Source organism: Bifidobacterium choerinum (assembly GCF_002761235.1).
Lineage (GTDB): Bacteria > Actinomycetota > Actinomycetes > Actinomycetales > Bifidobacteriaceae > Bifidobacterium > Bifidobacterium choerinum.
Window position 1 is genome coordinate 164,103 of sequence record NZ_CP018044.1, and the last position, 17,316, is coordinate 181,418.

The 17,316-nt window shown below is 66.4% G+C and carries 13 protein-coding genes and 1 tRNA gene; 7 read left to right on the top strand and 7 right to left on the bottom strand.

Annotated features, from left to right (window positions below):
• Positions 1 to 69: 69 nt before the first annotated feature.
• Positions 70 to 1,110: a hypothetical protein gene (locus tag BcFMB_RS00690; RefSeq protein WP_099720745.1), complete on the top strand. Its 1,041-nt coding sequence runs from the start codon at positions 70 to 72 to the stop codon at positions 1,108 to 1,110.
• Positions 1,111 to 1,531: 421 nt separating this feature from the next.
• Here BcFMB_RS00690 and nrdG read toward each other — a convergent pair whose 3' ends face one another.
• Both nrdG and nrdD read right to left on the bottom strand, forming a co-directional pair.
• Complete coding sequence (gene nrdG / locus BcFMB_RS00695) at positions 1,532 to 2,278, bottom strand: anaerobic ribonucleoside-triphosphate reductase activating protein (protein WP_099721661.1); 747 nt, start codon at positions 2,276 to 2,278, stop codon at positions 1,532 to 1,534.
• A 283-nt stretch (positions 2,279 to 2,561) separates the two neighbouring features.
• A complete protein-coding gene (nrdD, locus tag BcFMB_RS00700) occupies positions 2,562 to 4,955 on the bottom strand; it encodes an anaerobic ribonucleoside-triphosphate reductase (RefSeq protein ID WP_099720746.1) in 2,394 nt (797 codons plus the stop codon).
• A gap of 359 nt (positions 4,956 to 5,314) precedes the next feature.
• On the opposite strand from nrdD, the gene xseA reads away from it, so the two are divergent.
• Complete coding sequence (gene xseA / locus BcFMB_RS00705) at positions 5,315 to 6,637, top strand: exodeoxyribonuclease VII large subunit (RefSeq protein WP_024541081.1); 1,323 nt, start codon at positions 5,315 to 5,317, stop codon at positions 6,635 to 6,637.
• 76 nt (positions 6,638 to 6,713) lie between these two features.
• Positions 6,714 to 7,052, top strand: a complete 339-nt coding sequence (locus BcFMB_RS00710; protein WP_024541082.1) for an exodeoxyribonuclease VII small subunit — start codon at positions 6,714 to 6,716, stop codon at positions 7,050 to 7,052.
• Between the two features lie 33 nt (positions 7,053 to 7,085).
• Here BcFMB_RS00710 and BcFMB_RS00715 read toward each other — a convergent pair whose 3' ends face one another.
• The gene (locus BcFMB_RS00715) at positions 7,086 to 8,102 is read right to left on the bottom strand and encodes an endonuclease/exonuclease/phosphatase family protein (RefSeq protein ID WP_024541083.1); all 1,017 of its coding nucleotides are present in this window, start codon (positions 8,100 to 8,102) and stop codon (positions 7,086 to 7,088) included.
• A 236-nt stretch (positions 8,103 to 8,338) separates the two neighbouring features.
• On the opposite strand from BcFMB_RS00715, the gene BcFMB_RS00720 reads away from it, so the two are divergent.
• Together BcFMB_RS00720 and BcFMB_RS00725 are read left to right on the top strand one after the other, a co-directional pair.
• A tRNA-Arg gene (locus BcFMB_RS00720) sits at positions 8,339 to 8,414 on the top strand.
• Positions 8,415 to 8,773: 359 nt separating this feature from the next.
• The gene (locus tag BcFMB_RS00725; RefSeq protein WP_099720747.1) at positions 8,774 to 9,496 is read left to right on the top strand and encodes a DUF4391 domain-containing protein; all 723 of its coding nucleotides are present in this window, start codon (positions 8,774 to 8,776) and stop codon (positions 9,494 to 9,496) included.
• A gap of 50 nt (positions 9,497 to 9,546) precedes the next feature.
• Here BcFMB_RS00725 and BcFMB_RS00730 read toward each other — a convergent pair whose 3' ends face one another.
• From BcFMB_RS00730 to BcFMB_RS00740, 3 genes are all read right to left on the bottom strand, one after another.
• Positions 9,547 to 10,515: a Ppx/GppA phosphatase family protein gene (locus tag BcFMB_RS00730; protein ID WP_232513817.1), complete on the bottom strand. Its 969-nt coding sequence runs from the start codon at positions 10,513 to 10,515 to the stop codon at positions 9,547 to 9,549.
• Between the two features lie 80 nt (positions 10,516 to 10,595).
• The gene (locus BcFMB_RS00735; RefSeq protein WP_099721663.1) at positions 10,596 to 11,816 is read right to left on the bottom strand and encodes a pyridoxal phosphate-dependent aminotransferase; all 1,221 of its coding nucleotides are present in this window, start codon (positions 11,814 to 11,816) and stop codon (positions 10,596 to 10,598) included.
• Between the two features lie 113 nt (positions 11,817 to 11,929).
• The gene (locus tag BcFMB_RS00740; RefSeq protein WP_099720748.1) at positions 11,930 to 12,469 is read right to left on the bottom strand and encodes a very short patch repair endonuclease; all 540 of its coding nucleotides are present in this window, start codon (positions 12,467 to 12,469) and stop codon (positions 11,930 to 11,932) included.
• A gap of 509 nt (positions 12,470 to 12,978) precedes the next feature.
• On the opposite strand from BcFMB_RS00740, the gene BcFMB_RS00745 reads away from it, so the two are divergent.
• Together BcFMB_RS00745 and BcFMB_RS00750 are read left to right on the top strand one after the other, a co-directional pair.
• Complete coding sequence (locus BcFMB_RS00745) at positions 12,979 to 14,031, top strand: Gfo/Idh/MocA family protein (RefSeq protein WP_099721664.1); 1,053 nt, start codon at positions 12,979 to 12,981, stop codon at positions 14,029 to 14,031.
• Positions 14,032 to 14,221: 190 nt separating this feature from the next.
• Positions 14,222 to 15,667: a hypothetical protein gene (locus tag BcFMB_RS00750; RefSeq protein ID WP_099720749.1), complete on the top strand. Its 1,446-nt coding sequence runs from the start codon at positions 14,222 to 14,224 to the stop codon at positions 15,665 to 15,667.
• A 120-nt stretch (positions 15,668 to 15,787) separates the two neighbouring features.
• Here the strand turns inward: BcFMB_RS00750 and BcFMB_RS00755 are convergent, their stop codons facing one another.
• Positions 15,788 to 17,284, bottom strand: a complete 1,497-nt coding sequence (locus BcFMB_RS00755; protein ID WP_099720750.1) for a S10 family peptidase — start codon at positions 17,282 to 17,284, stop codon at positions 15,788 to 15,790.
• Positions 17,285 to 17,316 lie beyond the last annotated feature (32 nt).

Genomic DNA, 17,316 nt, shown 5'->3' on the forward strand with positions numbered 1-17,316 from the left:
GCACAGAAGACGTACGTAGACCACATAGACATAGATAGACAGACAGCAGACCAGCATACGGGGGTGCCCATGTCCGAACGCAGATACGAACCGACCGAGCAGGAGGCGCCGACGGAGGCTATGCCACAGTCGATGCCGACGACGCGCATCGACATCGAGACGCAGGTCAGCGAGGGGCCGGTCACGGCCGCGTTGCCGCCGCGCCCCGCCGCGCCAACCCCCGCCAGCTTCCCGCCGGCCCAGCCGCCGACATCCCACGACGGCGACAATGCCGACGGAGAGGGGGACACCGACGGGAAACCCAGGAAGGCGGGCAGGAAGTGGCCAATCGTCACGGCGGTCGTGGTCGTCGTCGCGCTCATCGCCGGCGTGTGCGGCGCAATCGTCTACAGCAACAAGCATTCCGAGGCGCTGGTGCGGTGCCGCACGGCGGTCAGCGATTTCAGCGCCGCACGCAAGAAACTCGTCGACACGACGAAGAACCTGTCGTCGACGCAGCAGTGGGTACTCGACGCGCTCGGCGTCAACGGCATGATCGACGCGGTCGCGGATGCCGCGTCCGCCGCCGAACAGACCATCTCGACCGAGGGATGCGCGACGAACGCGACGATCACACAGCTCAATCTCGTCGCCGACACCGTCAACAGCACGACCGATTCGCTCAACAAGTCGGTCAGTGAAATCACGAAGCAGCAGGAAGAGCAGCGCAGTCTGCTCGACAGCGGCGACTGGAGGAAAAAGGCGATGGAGTGGCTCGGCGGTTCCGGCACCGACGAATCAAGCAGCGCGGAGACCGACGGCGCGGACGGCGACAAGACCGACAAGACCACCGACGACGCCGACGACGATACGTCCGCGGCGAAGAAGGGCTTCAAGGATTCGCTCGAGCATGCGAAGGGACTGCTCGCGTCGGTCAAGCAGCAGTACGGATCCTCCGAGGCGGGCAAGCGAATCAGCGAAGGCCTGCAGTCGGCGATCGACGCGGCCGAAAAGCTCGACCTGTCGCCGATCACGAATTCGAAGATCTACAAGGCCGCCAAAGTGACGCTCGACGAGGCGATCGCCACCGTCAGCAATTGGATCGACTCGCAGGCCGCAAAGGCGCAGTAAGCAGGCAATAAACGCAACATTCTTCGATATTCTATGTCACACAGGTGTATCAGGCCCGCATTCAGGGACATGTGTGGCCGTACACGTGCGCAGGTGCAAACGGCGGATTCGCGTCTCGGATTGCGCTTAGATACGCGGCACTGGACGCCGACGTGGCCACATATGTCACACACCGCGCATAGGTACGCTAGACGGAACGCCCGCAAGGTCGCCGGCGTCACACACCGCGCACGCATACGCGACACCGGACACCGGCACACACGTTTGGGACGCCTCCAGCGCACGGATACGCCAGACGTGACGCCGGCAACACCGCCAGCGTCATGTACCGCGCACGCATACGCGACACGGGACGCCGGCACGGCCGCCGGCGTCGCATGACGCGCATGGGTACGCTGCGCGGAATGCGTCCAGCCCCACCTCAGCTCGCGTCGCCTTCGCCGGCGGCGCGCTCGTGGCCGTAGATCTCCGGGATGAAGCGCTCCTGGTCGTGCAGTTTGCTCCAGATGACGACCTCGCCGCGCTCGAGCGAGGCGGGCACGTCGATGATCCGCTGGTTGCGCGAGCCGCGGAACTGCAGCAGCGAATCGTGCTGGTCCTTGAGATACCGACCGTCGACGAGGATGTCGATCTCGCGCAGCAGCTCCATCTTGTCGGCGCTTTCGCCGTCGCGCATCAGCTCCTCCCATGTGTAGCCGGTCCAGCACCAGATGTCCTTGGTGTGCCCGAAGCGTTCGCGGATCCTGCGCGCGAGCGGCAGCAGCACGCCGGTGTTGAGCAGTGGCTCGCCGCCGAGGAACGTGATGCCCTGCACGAAGCTCTGCGCAAGATCGTCCATGATCTGCGCCTCGAGCTTCTCGTTGTACGGATGCCCCGCCTGAAAGTCCCAGATCGACGCGTTGTAGCACTGTTCGCAGTGAAACGGGCAGCCGGAGACGTACAGCGAGCAGCGGATGCCTTCTCCGTCGGTCATCAGGAAGCGCTTGTAGTCGGCGATCATGTTGTGGCTCATCCGCTCGCTCGTCCACTGCCCCGCCTTCGGATTGTTCGACAGCGGCGTCGGGATTCCCGGACCGCGGCCGCGCTCGCCGGCGGCGAAGTCATGCAGCCGCGGCTTCTTCCGCACCGGTCGCGCGTCGTCGAGCGGCGAATCCGATGCGTCGGTCATCGGTTCCGTCGACGATTCGACGACGCTCGCCGAACCGTCCGCGCTCGTCGTGCCTTCCGTTCTGCGCCATTCCTGGGCCATGTCCCGTCCTCTCCTGTGCGCCTGCCGCGCATCGTTGCCGACCTACCGATTGTAGACCGCGAAAAGGGGCGGCCTTACGACCGCCCCAATGTGTCCATGTGTCCATCCGAGCCCGTGTTCCGGTCATCCGCGCCGGCCGAGCCGACCGTATCGACGGTGTCGATTACGCCGATCGCACCGGCTGCGCATGGGCGTCAACGGCTCACTTCGTCTCTTCGAACCATTCGCGCGTCTCGCCGTCGGCGAGCGTGACGCGGCCGGTCTCGCCGGCCATGTGCTTGACGCGGTGCGCGATCTCCTCGTGGCGGCCGTGCACCATCGGACGCTGCACCGGGTTGCCGAGATAGCCGCAGGTGCGCTTCGTCACGTTGCACTTGTCCGGGTCGGAGTTGCCGCACTCGGGGCACTTGAAGCCCTCCTCGGTCGGCTCGAAGTCGCCCTGGAAGCCGCATTCGAAGCAGTGGTCGATCGGCGTGTTCGTGCCGAGGTATCCGATGCCGATGTTGTACGCGTAGTCCCACACCGCCTCGAGCGCCTTCGGATTGGCCTGCAGGCACGGGAACTCGCAGTAGTTGATGAAGCCGCCGGACGCATAGTACGGGAAGTCCTTCTCGTAGTCGAGCTTCTCCATCGGCGTCGGCTGCAGCCACACCGGATAGTGGAACGAGTTCGTGTAGAAGTCGTGGTCGGTGACGCCTTCGACGACGCCGAACTTCTCGCGGTCCATGCGGTTGAAGCGGTCGGTGAGCGATTCCGCCGGCGTCGAGTACACCGAATAGTGGTAGCCTTCGGCGGCCGACCAGTCCTTGCACAGCTGGTTCATGCGGCGCACGATCTCGAGCGCGAACTCCTTGCCCTGCGGATCCCAGCCGTGGTCGCGCATCCAGTTCTTGCCGTAGAAGACGGACGTCGCCTCATACAGGCCGATGTAGCCGAGCGACACCGTCGCGCGCTCGTTGCGGAAGAGCTGGTCGACGTTGTCGTTCGCGCCGAGGCGGCCGAAGGCGCCGTAGCGGAACAGCGTCGGCGCGTTGACCGGCGTCGCCTGCTTGCAGCGCATGATGCGGAACTGCAGCGCCTGATGCGCGGTCTCCATGCGCTCGTCGAAGAGCTTCCAGAAGCGGTCGACGTCGCCGTGCGATTCGAGCGCGATGCGAGGCACGTTGACGGTGACGACACCGAGGTTCATGCGGCCGTCCTCGACGTCCTCGCCGGTCTCCGGGTCGATCCATCCCTGCAGGAACGAGCGGCAGCCCATCGGCGCCTTGAACGAGCCGGTGATCTTGACGATGTTCTCATAGAACACGACGTCCGGATACATGCGCTTCGTCGAGCATTCGAGCGCGAGCTGCTTCATGTCGTAGTTCGGATCGCCCGCATCGGCGTTGACGCCGTGCTTGATCGTGAAGACGAGCTTCGGGAAGATCGCCGTGTGGCGGTCCTTGCCGAGGCCGCGGATGCGGTTGAGCAGGATCGCGCGCTGGATCTCACGGGCGAACCAGCTCGTGCCGAGGCCGAAGCCGACGGTGACGAACGGCGTCTGGCCGTTGGAGACGCGGTTCGAGTTGATCTGGTATTCCATCGTCTGCATCGCATCGTAGATGGCCTTGCGCGTCATGATCTTCGCGTAGATCTCACGCAGCTGGTCGATCTCGGGCAGTTCCTCGTCGAAGGCGGTGTCGGCCGGCAGCGGGTCACGGTTCTCGAAGTGCAGCCAGTCCGGCTCCTGCGCCTTGAGTCCCCTGACCATGTCCTCGGCCACTTCGATCGGCATCGAATCGGGGATGAGCGCCTGAGCCATGTTGAGGTTCTTCGCATAGTCGCGGCGCGCGTACTCCTCGAGCATCTCGTCGGCGCGGTTGACGGTCTGGCCGCCATACTGCGCGCCCGCGATGTCCTTGATGATCTGCGTGATCTGCGTGGCCGCCGTGCCGATCGACTTCGGCGAATCCATCATCGCGTTGCCGAGCGCGAAACCATGGCGCAGCATGTCGCCGAAGTCGGGCAGCGAGCAGTTGTTCATCGACGTGAACGGCGAGTAGTCGGCGTCATGGAAGTGGATGTCGCCCTTCATGTGGGCGTTGGCGACGGCGTCCGGCAGCATCGAGAACGCCGACGCCTTCGAGACGGCGCCCGCGAGCAGGTCACGCTGCGTCGCGTAGACGTTCGAGTCCTTGTTCGCGTTCTCGCGCACGAGCGACTCGTCCTTGTTGACGAGACGCTTGACGGCCTCGTTGATGTCGGTGGCCTTCGCGCGCTGGATGTCCTTGTTGAGACGGTAGGTCGTGTAGGTGCGCGCGACCTCGTAGAGATGGTCGTCGATGAGCGCATGCTCGACGAGGTTCTGGATGTCCTCGATGCGCGCCGGGCCGTTGTAGCGTTCCTTGATCTCGCCCTCCACCTGATCGGCGATGTCGGAGATCATGCGCTCCTCTTCGGGACCGACTTCCTTGTCCAGATCGGCGAACGCGGACTTGACGGCGACGATGATGTTGACCGGGTCGAAATCGACGATGCGGCCGTCGCGCTTCTCGACGAGTACCTTCGCTGCGGTCTTCGGCTGCGTCATCGGCGCCTCCAGTACCTCTGCTTCCATTCGCTGCTCCTTGCTTCGGGGCCGGCCCGGCCGGCTCGTTTCGTGCGTCCGGACGATGCCGGACGTCTTGCTGACGGATAAGACTGTACGCCCTTCTGCCAAGCGACGCGCCGCTATATGTAGTGCAACAGACGTCAGACAATCACTAAATATGGAACTTTCGTTGAAACAGTGCCGAAAATCCACGATGCCTCCCGACGGTGTGGCCTTCGTCACTCGGCGCGGTGTTCGCTGAGCGGGAATCATCATAGCGACACCGCCGCCATGGCCGCCGTGAAACGCCACCGAGGCGGCGGAATCAGCCCTGACACGCCGTACAGGATACGGACGATGTCCCTTCGCTGATGGAACCTAGAACCATGTCTTGGAACAACGGATATGGCATGGCGGGACGGCCTTCAGGCACCCCATGGACAGGAGCGGACGGCGCCGCCGCCGGACCGCGCCCGCTCGACGAGCTGCCGAAGTACGCGCGCGACACGACCCCGGAGCACCCGTGGCCGGTCAATCTGCTCAGCCGCAAATGGCATGACGTGATCGAACGCTGGCCGACGGTGTGGATCGAAGGGCAGATCGTCGAGATCAACGCGCGCCGCGCGACGTCGGTGTACATCACGTTGCGCGACAACTTCGAGGACGTCTCGATCTCGGTGAACGGCTTCGGCGCGTTCGCGCAGATGGCGCGCGGCTTCAAGCAGGGCGACCGCGTCGTCGTGCACGGCAAGGCCGACCTGTGGGTCAAGCAGACGAGGCTGAGCCTGCGCGGCGACGACATCCGCAAGGTCGGCGTCGGCGACCTCAAGGAGCAGATCGACGAGCTGCGCCGCAAACTCAAGGGCGAAGGGCTCTTCGACGCCTCGAACAAGGTGCCGCTGCCCGAGTTCCCGAAGAACATCGGCCTGATCTGCGCGCCGCAGGCGAGGGCCGAGGGCGACGTCATCACGAATGTCATGCTGCGCTGGCCGACCGTCGACTTCACCGTGCAGCACGTGCATGTGCAGGGTCCGCAGTGCCCGCCTGAAGTCATCGACGCAATCCGCAGGCTCGACGCCGACCCGAACGTCGACGTCATCATCGTCGCGCGCGGAGGCGGCAGCTTCGAGGACCTCATCGGATTCTCCGACGAAGGCGTCGTGCGCGCGACGGCGGCATGCGTGACGCCGATCGTCTCCGCGATCGGCCACGAGGACGACTGGACGCTCATCGACCTCGCCGCCGACGTGCGCGCCTCGACGCCGACCGACGCCGCCAAGCGCGTCGTGCCCGACGTGCGCGAGCAGCAGCAGCTCATCGCGAACGCGATCGGCACGATGCGCATGCGCATCGGCGCGATGGTCAACAACGAGACGCGGCTCGTCGAAGGCTACGCGAACCGTCCGAGCCTGACGCGGCCGCAGACGATGCTCGACCCGTACCAGCGGCAGATCGACGACGCCGTGCGCACGATGCGCATCGGGCTGACGCGAATCGTCGACGACGAGCAGCTGCGCGTCGAGAAGCTCGAGGCGACATTGCGCGCGCTGAGCCCCCAGTCGACGCTCGACCGCGGCTACGCGGTGCTACAGACCGCCGACGGCCACGTCGTCGACGACGCGGCGAAGCTCGAGGTCGGCGACGAGATCACCGTCACGCTGCGGCGCGGCGCCGTCGTCGCGCAGACGACGAAGATCGTCGAACCATAAATACATACGCAGTCATAAAAACGCAATCACAGACAACGCAACCGAACCAACCATCAACCAGCACGAAGGAGCAGCCATGGCGGAGGAAACCATCGAAGTCACCGCGACGGAGACAACCGGCGAGAGCACGGCGGCCGAGCAGCCGCAGATCGCGTCGAGCCTGACGCAACAAGAACGCGACATCATCGCGAACATGCCGTACGAGGAGGCGCGCGACAAGCTCATGCAGGCCGTGCGCGCGCTCGAGAACGGCGGCCTGAGCCTCGACGAGTCGATGCGCCAATGGGAGATCGGCGAGGCGCTCGCCCAGCGCGCGCAGTCGCTGCTCAACACGGTGCGCGCCAAGCTCGACGCCGCGCAGGCGCAGCAGGCGCAGACGGCGGCGACGGCGGGCACGCAGTCGAACCTGCAGTAAGCGGCGGATCCGCCGCGGAATCGACGCGCGCGGCTACTGCGCGAATTCGAGCGTCGCGAGCAGCGCGTCGTGGTCGGATCCGGGGATATGGATCGTCTTGATCTGCCCGACGCGCACGCCGCGTTCGGTGACGATGTGGTCGATGCCGGCTCCGGCGGGCACGAAACGCATGTTCGCCGGCCAGGTGAAGACGAGGCCGTGGCCGCTCGCCACCGACGCGTCCTGGAAACGTTCGCCGAGCAGTCGGCGGAACGGCGCGTGGTCGGTCGTCGCGTTGAAATCGCCCATGAGCACGTAGTGCACGTCGGTGCGCGAGCGCAGCACGTCCATCTCGTCGAGCGAACGGCGCCACAGGTCCCAGGTGCTCGTGCTCGGCGACGTCGTGTGCACGCTGACGAATCGGATGGGAAGGCGGCCATGGTCGAAGAGGACGGTGCCGGCGGGCATGTCGGATGCGCTCGACTCGAATTCGGCGTCCGCCGGCGATTCGAGCGGCGACGACGAGAACAGCGCGTTGCTGTAGTACTTGTGGTTCGCGTTGGCGATCGTCGAATGCGGCAGATAGTCGTAGATGCCGGCGTTCGCGAGCTCCTTGAGGAAGGGTTCCGTCGTCTCCTGCAGCGCGAGCACCTCGACGCGCTGGTCGCGCACGGCGTCGACGATGTCCTGCGCGTTCGCCTGTCCTTTGTAGACGTTGCACGTCATGACGCGCGCGTATGCGTCGTCGGTGGACGGCTTGACCTGGGCGACGGCGCTCATCGCGGCGCCGCTGATCGGATGTCCGTTGCGGAAGTACGGCAGCTGCCACCACACCTGCAGCGCGATGCACGCGCAGGCGACGACCGCCGTGAACCAGCGGCGCGAGATGCAGGCGAGGACGAACGCGATCAGTGCGACGAGCGCGAACCACGGCGACAACGCGATCACGTACGGCACGTATGGCAGCGACTGCATGTCCTCGGGCAGCAGCCGCGCCGCGCAGCCGAGCAGTGCGACGATCGCGAGGATCGCCGCGAGCGCCGCCAGAACCGGATGCTTGTGCCGTGTCATACGTCTCCTTTTTCTTTCCTGTATTTGGCATGCGCTGCGGATGCGGCCGTGCCGGGCGGCCGTCCGCCGACGCCGCGCGTACGGCGAGCGTGGTGTGCCGACGTGTTCCACACTAACGCAGCGAAGGACGCACATGCATCGTCCGCACGGCTGATTTTTCCTACGCGCATGACGACCGGCACGGCGACGCACGGTTGTGCCGGATGCATGGGCATGTGTATAATGTCAGGTTGTTCGCCCTGGTAGCTCAGTGGATAGAGCACCGCTCTCCTAAAGCGGGTGTCGCGCGTTCGAATCGCGTCTAGGGCACCATCAGCCGCGTCGGCCTCTACGCCGCCGCGGCTTTGTCATTACTGCCCCGTCCATCGTCGACGCCAGCGAACACGACCGGCGCAATCCGCACCCGCGATGATCGCAGGGCGACGGCGTCCACTGCCGCGGCAGGACAGGGAGTGCCGCAAACGGCGGCGCGGATGGCCGATATCCGCCGCCCAGGCCAACGGCGTCCGTCCTGCCCACCGGCCGCGCCCAATCCGGACGCTGGTCCGTCCCGGGCGCGGCGAACATGAGATGCCGCGGCCGGCCGTGGCCGTGTGCCGGTACAGTGGAAGGGCGGAAGGCAGCATCCGCGCACTATCCGCCAGGAAATCCGCTAGGAAAGAGGGCCCACGATGACGATGGCCGCATGTGGTTCACTGACCGCCGAAACGCTGGGGCTCTCCCCCAAGACCGCCTTCCCGGCGGCCAAAAGCATACTGCCGAAGGGATTGTTCGCCGCGAAGGCGTCCGCGCCGCTGTCGGCGAAGACGAAGCAGCATCTGGTGCATGCCGTCGACTCGATCACAATGCTCGCGCTGCTGCGCCCGTCGAACACAGGACTGGAGCCAAGCGCGCGCATGCCGGAGATCCTCGTCCTCGGCCTCAGGCTCGCCGACGGCGTCAAGGAGACGCCGGACGACGTCGTCGAACTCATCGCCTCGCAGCGCAAGTCGGGTATCGTCTTCGCCGTCGTGCGCACCGCGGAGCATGAGGGCGCGACGCGTGAGGAGTGCCAGTTCGCGGTGCGCCGCGCGCTGCCGGGCCGCGCCGGCCACACGCCGTCCTTCCGGATCTTCCACGGCCCGTGGGAGCCGTGCGGCGAGACCTTCCTCGATGTCGACGGCGCGACGATGGACGAACTGTGGGCGTCGCTGTGCTCGCAGATCATCCTCGGTTCCGTCGACGGCGCCGACCTCGACGCGCGCATCGCCCGCGCCGAACGGATCCGCCAGCTCGAGGCGGCCGTCGCGAAGCTGTCCGCCGACCATGCACGCGCGAAGTCGCCCACCCAGCGCAACGAGATCTACGCCAAACTGCACAAGGCGAAGAACGAGCTCGCCGCGCTCACGAACTGATCCTTCCGCGAATCCGCCCGCGCGGCCATACACCGCCCGCGCAGGCTCGTTCAGAACCCGATCCGCGTACGTCCGTACTGGTCGAGCCACCGCAGGATCGCGCCTTCGCGCAGCGCCCACGGGCACACTTCGATCTCGTTGATGCCGAGCGCGTCCATGATCTCGACGGCCACGATGCCGGCGCCGACGATCGAGAACGCGCGGTCCTGCGTGATGCCGGGCAGTGCCGTACGCTGCGCCGGGTCGATGCTCGCCAGCCTAGGCAGCCAGTCCTCGAGCTGTTCGCGTTCCACCGACAGCGCATCCTCGCGTCCCGGCTGATGAATGACCGATCCGGCGAGCCGCGCGAGCGAGCGGATCGCCTTCGACGTGCCCACCGCGTGGCTCGAATAGTCCTCGGTCGGGATTGCGTCGGCGACGTTGGCGATGCGCTTGCGCGCCGTCTCGAGTTCCTTCGGCGTCGCCATGCCGCCGGGCAGATAGTCGCGCGTGACGATGCCGGCGCCGATGCGCGCGCTCGTCGCGACCGACGGCTCCTCCTCGGAGCCGACCGCGACCTCGAGCGAGCCGCCGCCGACGTCGATGACGAGCAGCCGGCCGGCGTCCCATCCGTACCAGCGGCGCGCGGCGAGGAACGTGAGCCGCGCCTCGTCGTCGCCGGAGAGCACGGTGATGCGCTGCCCGACGATCTCCTCGATCCGATGCAGGATTTTGTTGCCGTTCGCCGCGTCGTGGATCGCCGACGTCGCGAGCGCAAGCAGCTGCGAGATCTGGTAGCGTTCGGCGAGCTGCATCGATTCGTCGACGGCGTTGAGCAGCGCCTCGACGCCGGCTTTCCTGATCGAGCCGTCCTCTTTGAGGAAGTCCATGAGCCGCACCGTCGTCTTCGTGCCCGCCTCCGGTTCGGGCCGTGAGCCGACGGCGGCGTCGACGATGAGCATATGCACGGTGTTCGAGCCGATGTCGAGTACGCCGAGTCGGGTGGAATGCCGGGTGGAATGCGTGTTCGGATTCGTCATGCGTCCTCTTTTGCTGGGTGGTTGTTTCGATTCCTCCCGATGCCGAAGGCGTCCCGCGGACGCCTTCGGCATGGCCGGCGTCACTGTCCGCGCAGGCCGGCGACGAAAGTCTTGAGGCGTTTGAGTCCTTCGCGCAGCGCGTCACGCGACGCCGCGTACGACAGTCGCACATGCGTGTCCGCGGTCGCCTCGCCGAAGTCGGCGCCCGGCGTCAACGCGACGTGCGCCTCGGTGAGCGCGCGTTCGCAGAACTCGGTGGCCGTCAGTCCGGTCGGACTCACGTCGAAGTACGCGTAGAACGCGCCGTTGGGCGCGACGTCGACCGGCAGTCCCAGGTCGGCGAGGCCGTCGACGACGATCTTGCGCCGCGCGAGCAGTTCGAGCCTGCGCTGTTCGCTGACCGCGAGCGCCTCGTCGTCGAAGCACGCCATCGCCGCCATCTGCGTCGGCGTGTGCGCGCTGAGGAAGAAGTTCGTCGCGAGCCTGTCGACGGCGTCGACGACGTCGTCGGGCACGACGAGCCAGCCGAGCCGCCAGCCGGTCATGCCGAAGTATTTCGAGAAGCTGCTGCAGACGATCGCGTTCGGGTCGATGCTGAGCACCGAGGGCACGCGGCTGCCGTCGGATTCGACGTCGGCGAGGTCGAGGTAGGTCTCGTCGACGATGCGCCAGGCGCCGTGTTCGACGGCGTAGTCGCAGACGGCGCGCAGCGTGTCCGCCTCGATCGTCGTGCCGGTCGGGTTCGACGGCGACGTCACCATGACGGCCATCGTCCGTTTCGACCAGTAGTCGTCGAGCAGCTGCGGCGTCAGGTGGAAGCGCGTCGTCGCGCTCGTCGGCACGTCGACGACGACGCCGCCGAAGGAGCGTACGAGTTCGCGGTTCGTCGGATACGAGGGGTCGGCGATGATCACCTCGTCGCCTTCGTCGACGGTGAGCGCGGCGGCGAGCAGCAGCGCCGACGAGCCGCCTTCGGTGATGATGATGCGTTCGGGGTCGACGTTCACGTTGTGCTGTTTCGCGTAGAACCGCGAGATCCGTTCGCGCAGCTGCGGCAGTCCGCGCGATTCGGTGTACGGCAGCGGGCGGCCGTCGTACAGTTCGCGCATCGCCAGGCGCACCGGTTCGGGCGCGCCGTAGTCGGGCTGGCCGACGTTGAGTTTGACGACGTCCTCGCCGGCGGCGATCATGACGTTTGCGCGCGCGCCGATCTGCATCGCGCGGAACGGGCGCACCTCGCGCGCGCGTTTCGACAGTTTCGGCTGCGGCAGCGGCTGCGTCGTGCCGACCGCCGCGCGCATGACCCGATCGTCCACCACCTGCTGCGCGGCCGCGGCGTCCTCCGCCTCGTCGGCACGCGCCGTTGTACGCGCTTCGTCCGTCATATCGTCGTCTCCTTGCCGTGCGCCGCACGTCACGTGCGGCTCTCCACTGCGTTCTTCGCTGCATTCATTGTGCCACCACTCCCGCACACCGGCGTGCGCGCCGCATCGCCGTCGGAGCGCGCGTCGGCGCCGCCGTCGACGATCTGCTCGACGAGCCGGTCGAGCCGGCTTTCGCGCGTCGCCTTGCCGAGTTCGCATTCCCACACGTCGATGACGTGCCATCCCATGCGCCGCAGCTCGTCGTGCTGCCGCCGGTCGCGCTCGCGGTTGCGCTGCAGCTTCGCGCGCCAGAACGCCGTGTTCGTCTTCGGCATCGAGTGCTTGGAGCAGCCTTCGTGCATGTGCCAGAAGCAGCCGTTGACGAACACGATCGTGCGGTACTTCGGCAGCACGACGTCCGGATGCCCCGGATAGCGCTTGTCGTTCTTGCGAAAGCGCATGCCGTGGGCGAACAGATAGCTGCGCACGACGCGTTCGATCGACGTGTCCTTGCCGCGGATTCGCGACATCGTGTAGCTGCGCGTCCCCCGCGCGTACTTCGATGCCGTCTTCGATTTCGATGCCGCCATATCGCCCACACCGCCATCCTAGCGGGATCGGCGCACGCGGCCCGGCGCGTGACGGCCACCCGCATGCCGCGCGCCCGCGACATGCGCGAACCCTCCGCAATCCGCGAACGCGACGGGACGCCGTTGGTCGATATGGCGGCAAATGCGCAGTGCGCGCCGGTTTTGCGCTCGCAGACAACACCGCAGCGGCGCCGCGGACACGCTAGCGTAGAAAACGAACGAAACGATACGACGACCGTAGCACGCGCAGCGACGCGACGACGGCACAACGCGAACCCTGCGGTGCGACGGCACGGCATGACGCGCAGTGCAACGACGCAATGCGCCGACCGCAACGAAGGACCCGACCCATGACCGACACGATCCACGACGACCCGACCACACTTCCCCCGACCGATCCCGCCCCAGCCGGCAGTACGACCAAGACCTCCGACACAACCAAGACCTCCGGCACAACCGCCGCCACGACCAGCACGACGGCGACCGCCACGACGACGTCGGCGGCGACGATGCCCGCAGTCGACGCGGCGGCCGAGACCGAGCTCGACGAACGTCCGCTCAACGTGGCGATCCTCGGCGCCGGTCGCATCGCGCAGTCGATGGCGCGCACATTGGCGATGATGGCCTCCGACGCGCGCTACGCCTCCCTCGTCACGCCGTACGCGGTCGCGTCGCGTTCGGCGGCGAAGGCGCGCGCGTTCGCGCAGCAGTTCGGCCTGCGCACCTCCTACGGCTCCTACCGCGACATGCTCGCCGACCCGAACGCCGACCTCGTCTACATCGCGACGCCGCATTCGCTGCACGCCGAACAGGCGGTCGCCTGCATGCGGGCCGGCAAGCACGTGCTCGTCGAGAAGCCCTTCGCCGTCAACGTCGACGAGGCGAGGCACATGCTCAACGTCTCGTCGGCGACGAACCGCTTCTGCGGCGAGGCGATGTGGACGCGCTTCATGCCGTCGCGCCTGATCATCGACCGCATCGTCTCCTCCGGCAGGATCGGCGCGGTCACGTCGATCGCCGCCGACCTGAGCTACCCGATGACGCACAAGAAGCGCCTGACCGACCCGAACCTGGCCGGCGGCGCGCTGCTCGACGTCGGCGTCTACCCGCTCAACTTCATCGACATGGTCATCGGCGGACGCGAGGTCACGAAGATCGTCACGTCGATGACGCCGCTGCCGACCGGCGTCGACGCGCAGAACGCGACGACGCTGTACTTCGACGACGGCACGATGGCGAACGCGACGTCGTCGATGATGTGCGCGTCCGATCGCGCCGGCCACATCCGCGGCACGAACGGCTACATCGACTGCGCGAACATCAACGACATCAGCGCCATCGACGTCTACAACGCCGACCACACGCTCGTCGACCACATCGACGTGCCGGCGCAGCTGACCGGATACGAATACGAGGTCGCCGCCGCCGTGCGCGCGATCCGAGCCGGGCGCCGCGACTGCATCGAGATGCTGCACGCCGACAGCCTGCGCATGCTCGCGCTCACCGACACCTTGCGCGCGCGCTGGCAGCTGCGCTACCCCTTCGAGGCCGCCAACCGCTGAACGCGCGCCCATGCGCACCGTCCGCGCGGCGCACGCGACGAATAATGAGATGCCCGGGTACACAATGTAGAAACTTCACCAAACGGTCATCCACAAGCTGCTAGCGTGACTCTGTGCGCACCAGCGCGCAAGCACGCACAGCCGTTATCGCGTGTACACGAAACCGCGACCTTCCAGCGGAGGGAATACCATGACGATGCGAGCCGAACGCTCCGGCCTGCTCAAATACCATGAGCTCGCGCAGATGCAGGACTTCGTCGACGACGAATGGGGATTCGCCGACGAATTCGACGGACCCACGTTCCTGTGGGACCCGGCGATCGGCACCTGCGCGCACCACGACGACGCATTGCGCGCCGACGTCCCGGTCGCGCCCGCCGACGAGGCCGAACAGATCATCGACCGCCCGATGCGGTGGTACCTCGACGGCATCGCCGCCGCCACGCCGAGCGCGCACCACGGCCCCGAAGGCGTCGACGTGCCGAGCGCCGACATGCCGACCTTCCGGCTCGAGACGCAGGCGCTCGCCGGCGTCGACGCCGTCGTCGCTAACGCGACCGGCAGCACCCGCTGGCTCGACGGCACACGCAACCTGTGCCGCGCGATCGAACTGACGGCGCGCTTCCTCGGCATGTGCGAGGACCGCAACCAGGAGGGGCTCGAATACCTCAAGGAGCTGCTGCAGGTCACGCGCATCTACCTCGACGCCGTCGCGCGCCACGCCGACCCGGCCGTGGGCGCGCAGGCGCTGCGCATGGTCACCGCCGTCGCCTGCAACGAGGATTTCCGCATCAACCCGATGCCGATGATCGAACTGCTGTCCTGCTGCCTGTCCTTCGCACGATACGACGACACCTGCATGCACGCGTACGAGACGCTCGACACGGCGCTCGCCAGCATGGACGAGATGGCGCGCCGCTACGGCGAAACGGCCGACGAGGACGCGCGCTTCCGTTCGATGATCGACGACGAATACGCCTTCGAACTCGCCGACCTGTCCGGCCTCGCCAACGACCTGTACGCGTCGAAGCAGTCGCCGCAGCTCGACCGCCAGGACATGGAGCTGCACGCGCACTACCGTTTCCGTCAGGCGGTGCTGCTGCTGCGGCACGACCTGATGCGCATGAGCGGCGACGTGGACGGCGCCGACGCGCTGCTGCGCGAGCATGCGACGACATCGCCGCTCGGCGACGCGTACGCGGCCCGACTGATCCACGCGCGCCGCTGGAACGACCTGCTCGAGTTCACGTCGACGATGGTCGCCGACCAGAGCGCGCCGTTCCTCGTCATGTTCCCCGACGAGCTCGTCCCTTACGACTGGGAGTCGCTCGAGGAGGTCGCGCTGCAGGCGCTCGACGACCGCCCGCGGCTGCGCGACCTGTACCGCGAGCGCGTACTGTCCTCCTTCGACGAGGACGAGATGCCGGCGCTGACGAATCTGCGCCGCGTCAGCACGAACCGTGAATGGCGCGAGCAGGTGGCGCGCATCGTCGAAATCTACAACCATGAGCAGACGCATGCGGTGCGCAACCGCGTCTACGAGCGGATGCTCGTCATGCAGGGGCTGCGCGACGAGGCGATGCGCTACCTTGATGATTTCCCTGACGCGTGGCCCGATCTCGCCGAGATCCTGTGATGCTTGCCGTCCCGATGTGTGATGAGGCGCCGTCCCCGCAACTGCGGGACGGCGCCTCATCACGATATCCTCATTGTTGATGTGTCACATCATCGATGTGTCACATCAACGGCCTAGGTTTCACTGCGCGGCCTGATCCTCATGACGCTTGTCGTAGAAGGCCTTGAGCTCGGGGCCGGCCGCGGCGAGCGCCACCTCGTCGCAGTACAGCATGTGGCCGTTCGAATGCAGATGGTATTCGATGCGGTCCTTGAGCGCCTGCGGCAGGAACAGCTTGTTGATGTCGTGACGCACGTTCCAGTACGGCGTCGCGGCGTCATGGATGCCGCCGAGCACGCAGATGCGGCTCGTCGGGTTGCGGCGCAGCGCGGTCGCCAGGTCGTAGGCCACGTTCGGCACCTGGGGCGAGCCCATCGTGCCCGGCGCCTGATGCGTCCAGTTCCAGCTCGAGTTGACCTTGAGCGACAGGCCCTCGTAGTTCTCGTAGCCCTTGAAGCCCATGTCCCCGAGCATCTTCATGTAGACGTCGAGGTAGGCGGCGTTGATCGCGTCGTAGGACGGATCCTCGCCGGCGAAGAACTCGTTGTCGCCCTGCACGTCCTGGTAGCCGTAGGTGGTGAAGCGCGTGTCGTAGCGGCCGGTCGTCTCGCCTTCGTCCTTGAGCAGGTTCTTGCGGAAGGTGTCGAGTTCGATGCGCAGGCCCTTGGCGAGGATGAAGTCGGCGGGCAGGCCGATGAATTCGCTCATCTCGCCGGCGATCTTCTTCATCTCGTCCGCCGGCAACGCGTCGGCGAGCGTCAGCGCGCGTGCAAGCGTGTTGTTCGCGTAGTCGAAGGCCTTGTCGTACCACTCGTACTGGTCGACGCCCACGCCGGCCTTCTTGAAGTAGTTGGCGGTGGCCGCGTACACCGGGAACATGCCCATATAGTAGTCGTCCTCGCCGGAGAGCGTCGGCTCGTAGTCGAGGATCGTCGACTGTTCGGTCACGCCGGCGACGCCTACGCCGTGCTCGCCGAGCATGCGGTAGACGACGGCGTTGCGCATCGTGCCGTAGGATTCGCCGTACAGGTAGTGCGGGCTGTTCATGCGGCCGTACTTGGTGAGCCATGCGATGATGCCGCGCGTGAAAGCGTCGGCGTCGCCGTCGACCCCCCACACCTTCTTCGCGTCGTAGTTCGGGTCGACATGCGAGTAGCCGGTGCCGAACGCGTCGATGAACACGAGATCCGAGCTCGGCAGCAGCGAATACGGATTGTCCTCGACTTCACCGACGCCGGTGAGGTGCGCCATGCCGTCCGTCTTGACGCGCTTGGCGCCCATGCCGCCGATGTTGACCATGTAGGATGCGCCGCCGGGGCCGCCGTTCCACAGGAACGTGACCGGACGGTCGGACTTGTCGTCGGCGTCGGAGATCTGCGAGAACATGAACATGTGGCCGATCATCGTGCCGTCGTCGGCGCGCACCGGGATCATCTCCGCGGTGGCCGTGTAGTTGATCGACGCGCCGTCCGGGCCCTTCCAGACGTAGTCCTTGCTGGCCGTGGCCGGAAGCGGCTCAAGCGGCTTCTTCTGGTCGTTCTGCGTTGTTTCGCTCTTGGTTTCATTGGCTTCTGCCATGACAATGCTCCTTTGGGATGCGGCGCCTGCGC